Annotated in this window: 4 protein-coding genes; all 4 read left to right on the plus strand. The window is 67.2% G+C overall.

Translation table 11 applies throughout. The features are described 5' to 3' along the window. Positions 1 to 89: 89 nt before the first annotated feature. The 4 genes from AC31A1_RS49330 (at position 90) to AC31A1_RS49345 (ending at position 2737) form a co-directional block, all read left to right on the plus strand. Positions 90 to 722: an AIM24 family protein gene (locus AC31A1_RS49330; RefSeq protein WP_327407071.1), complete on the plus strand. Its 633-nt coding sequence runs from the start codon at positions 90 to 92 to the stop codon at positions 720 to 722. A 1-nt stretch (position 723) separates the two neighbouring features. Further along, positions 724 to 1374 (plus strand): AIM24 family protein, encoded by a 651-nt coding sequence (locus tag AC31A1_RS49335; protein ID WP_489659583.1) that lies wholly within the window; start codon positions 724 to 726, stop codon positions 1372 to 1374. Continuing rightward, positions 1371 to 2168 (plus strand): AIM24 family protein, encoded by a 798-nt coding sequence (locus AC31A1_RS49340; protein WP_328678989.1) that lies wholly within the window; start codon positions 1371 to 1373, stop codon positions 2166 to 2168. Before AC31A1_RS49335 ends, AC31A1_RS49340 begins: the two co-directional genes overlap by 4 nt. Before the next feature lie 92 nt (positions 2169 to 2260). Continuing rightward, entirely contained in the window at positions 2261 to 2737 is a 477-nt protein-coding gene (locus tag AC31A1_RS49345) for a MarR family winged helix-turn-helix transcriptional regulator (protein ID WP_393762676.1), read from the plus strand. The last annotated feature ends 222 nt before the right edge of the window (positions 2738 to 2959 follow it).

The following is a 2959-nucleotide window of genomic DNA, read 5'->3' on the forward strand; positions in this document are numbered from 1 at the left end:
GTTCCGCCCTAGGGGGCAGGTCAGGGTCGTTCTCCACCCACGGGCCCTGTCCTCGACCGTGCCCCTGCGGTTACCTTCGCTGCGTGGCGATGTTTCGACTCCAGGGCAGCAAGGTGCTCGCCGTCGACATGACCGGGGACGCCGTGAAGGCGAAGAACGGCTCGATGGTCGCGTACGACGGGCAGATGGCCTTCAAGAAGATGAGCGGCGGGGGTGAGGGCATCCGGGGGATGGTGACCCGGCGGCTCACCGGTGAGCAGATGACGGTGATGGAGGTGAGGGGGCAGGGGACGTGCTGGTTCGCGGACCGGGCCTCCGAGATCAACCTCGTGAATCTTCAGGGGGACAAGCTGTACGTGGAGTCGAGCAATCTGCTCGTGACCGACGCTGGGCTGCGCACCGGGACGACCTTCACCGGGCTGCGCGGCGCCTCGCAGGGCAACGGGCTGTTCACCACGACCGTCGAAGGGCACGGCCAGGCGGCGATCATGTCGGACGGTCCGGCGGTGGTGCTGCGGGTGAGCCGGCAGTACCCGCTGACCGTCGACCCCGGCGCGTACATCGCGCACCAGGGGAACCTGCAGCAGTCGTTCCAGTCCGGTGTGACCTTCCGCACGCTCTTCGGGGAGGGCGGCGGCGAGGCCTTCCAGATCCGCTTCGAAGGGGACGGGCTCGTCTACGTCCAGCCCAGCGAGCGGAACACGATCGCGGGGGACGTGTGACATGGCGTTCACCGAGATCAACTCGAAGATGATCCAGGCCACGGTCATGCCGGGCCAGCGGCTGTTCAGCCAGCGCGGCGCGATGCTCGCCTACAAGGGCGACGTGTCCTTCACCCCGAACATCCAGGGCGGCCAGGGCGGCGTCATGTCGATGCTCGGACGCCGGGTGGCGAACGAGGCGACCCCCCTGATGACCGTCGAGGGCAGCGGCACCGTGATGTTCGGTCACGGCGGCCACCACATCCAGATCATCAACCTCACCGGCGACACCCTCTACGTGGAGGCCGACCGCCTCCTCGCCTTCGAGGGCACCCTCCAGCAGGGCACGATGTTCATGGGCTCCCAGGGCGGCGTCATGGGCATGGTCCGAGGCCAGGTCACCGGCCAGGGCCTGTTCACGACCACGCTCCAGGGTCAGGGCTCGGTCGCCGTGATGGCCCACGGCGGCGTCTTCGAGGTCCCGATCACCCCCGGCCGCCCCGTCCACGTCGACCCGCAGGCCTACGTCGCCCACCACGGCGACGTACGCAACAAGCTGTCCACGGCGCTCGGTTGGCGCGACATGGTGGGCCGGGGCTCCGGCGAGGCGTTCCAGCTGGAGCTGAGCGGCAACGGCGCGGTGTACGTCCAGGCGTCGGAGGAGAAGCTGTGAGCCAGTACGCGGGATCGGGCCCCACGATCTACGACCCGATGACCCTCCCGGTCGACGACAACGTCAACAAGTACACCTTCTGCGTGGAGCTCAAGGGGAGCCAGTGGTTCCTGCAGAAGGGGAAGATGATCGCCTACTACGGCTCGATGGAGTTCAACGGCATCGGGCACGGGCGACTCGACCGACTTGTCCGTACGTCCTTCCATTCGCCTCTGCACGCGAGCGACTGGGTCGTGGCGGACGGCTCGGGCAAGATGCTGCTCGCCGACCGGGCCTTCGACGTCAACGCGTACGACCTCGAAGACGCCAACATGACCATTCGCTCGGGCAACCTGCTCGCTTTTCAGCCAAGTCTCGCTCTCAAGCAGTCGATTGTTCCCGGGTTTCTGACACTCATCGGAACCGGCAAGATCGTGGCCGCGTCCAGCGGCCCGGTGGTGTTCATGGAACCCCCGATCCGGGTGGACCCGCAGGCCCTCGTCGGCTGGGCCGACTGCCCCTCCCCCTGCCATCACTACGACCACGCGTACATGACCGGCCTGATGGGCGGTCTACGTGCGATGACGGGCATCGGCGGAGCCTCCGGGGAGGAGCACCAGTTCGAGTTCGTCGGGGCGGGCACGGTGCTGCTCCAGTCGTCGGAGAACCTGATGCCCGAGCAGGCCACAGGGGTTGTGCCGCACGAGCCGGGGGTACCGGGTGGGGGCGGGGTCCCCACAGGCCCCTCACAGCAGGCGGGCGCACCGCGCCTTCCCGGACAGCTGGGGGACCTCCAGCGTCGCTTCGGGCTGTGAGCGGTAGTCTGCGGAGTGTGACGTCGAACGTGTGCGCGCCGTCACGCCACCCTCACTAGTTCGCCTTTCAACATTTTAGGTAGACTTCATTCATGGAGACCGAGACGGCCACGCGCTGGCTGACCGATGAGGAGCAGTGCGCCTGGCGCACCCATCTGGAGGTCAACAGGCTGCTGACGTACCAACTCGAAAAGGACCTGCAGCCGTTCGGCCTGACAATGAACGACTACGAGATCCTGGTGAATCTCTCCGAGGCGGACGGCGTACGACTACGGATGAGCGACCTCGCGGCCGCCACCCTCCAGTCCAAGAGCCGCCTCTCGCACCAGATCACCCGCATGGAGAACGCGGACCTGGTCCGCCGGGAGAACTGCGAGTCGGACCGCCGTGGCCTCTACGCGGTGCTGACCGAGCACGGCCTGGAGACGATGAAGAAGGTCGCGCCCCACCACGTGGCGTCCGTACGCCGCCACTTCATCGACCTCGTCACCCCCGAGGGCCTGTCCGACCTCAGCAAGACCCTGAAGCCGATCGCGGAACATCTGCGAGGGCAACGGGGACGCCCGTAGCGGCAACTGATCGACAAGCGGCCGGAGTTCGAACAGAACTCCGGCCGCCTTTGTCATCCCGGGCTACGGCAGCGCCCCTTTTAGGGGCGCGGGGAACTGCGCGACCAGCCACGACGGACCGGCAGACAAGACACAACCCCCGCACCACCAGCCACCGCCCCGGCGACCAAGAAACAAACCCCCAACGGCACCCGCCCAACAAGCAACCCCGTCACCACCGAC

The sequence above is a fragment of the Streptomyces sp. P5F9 genome (assembly GCF_057961495.1).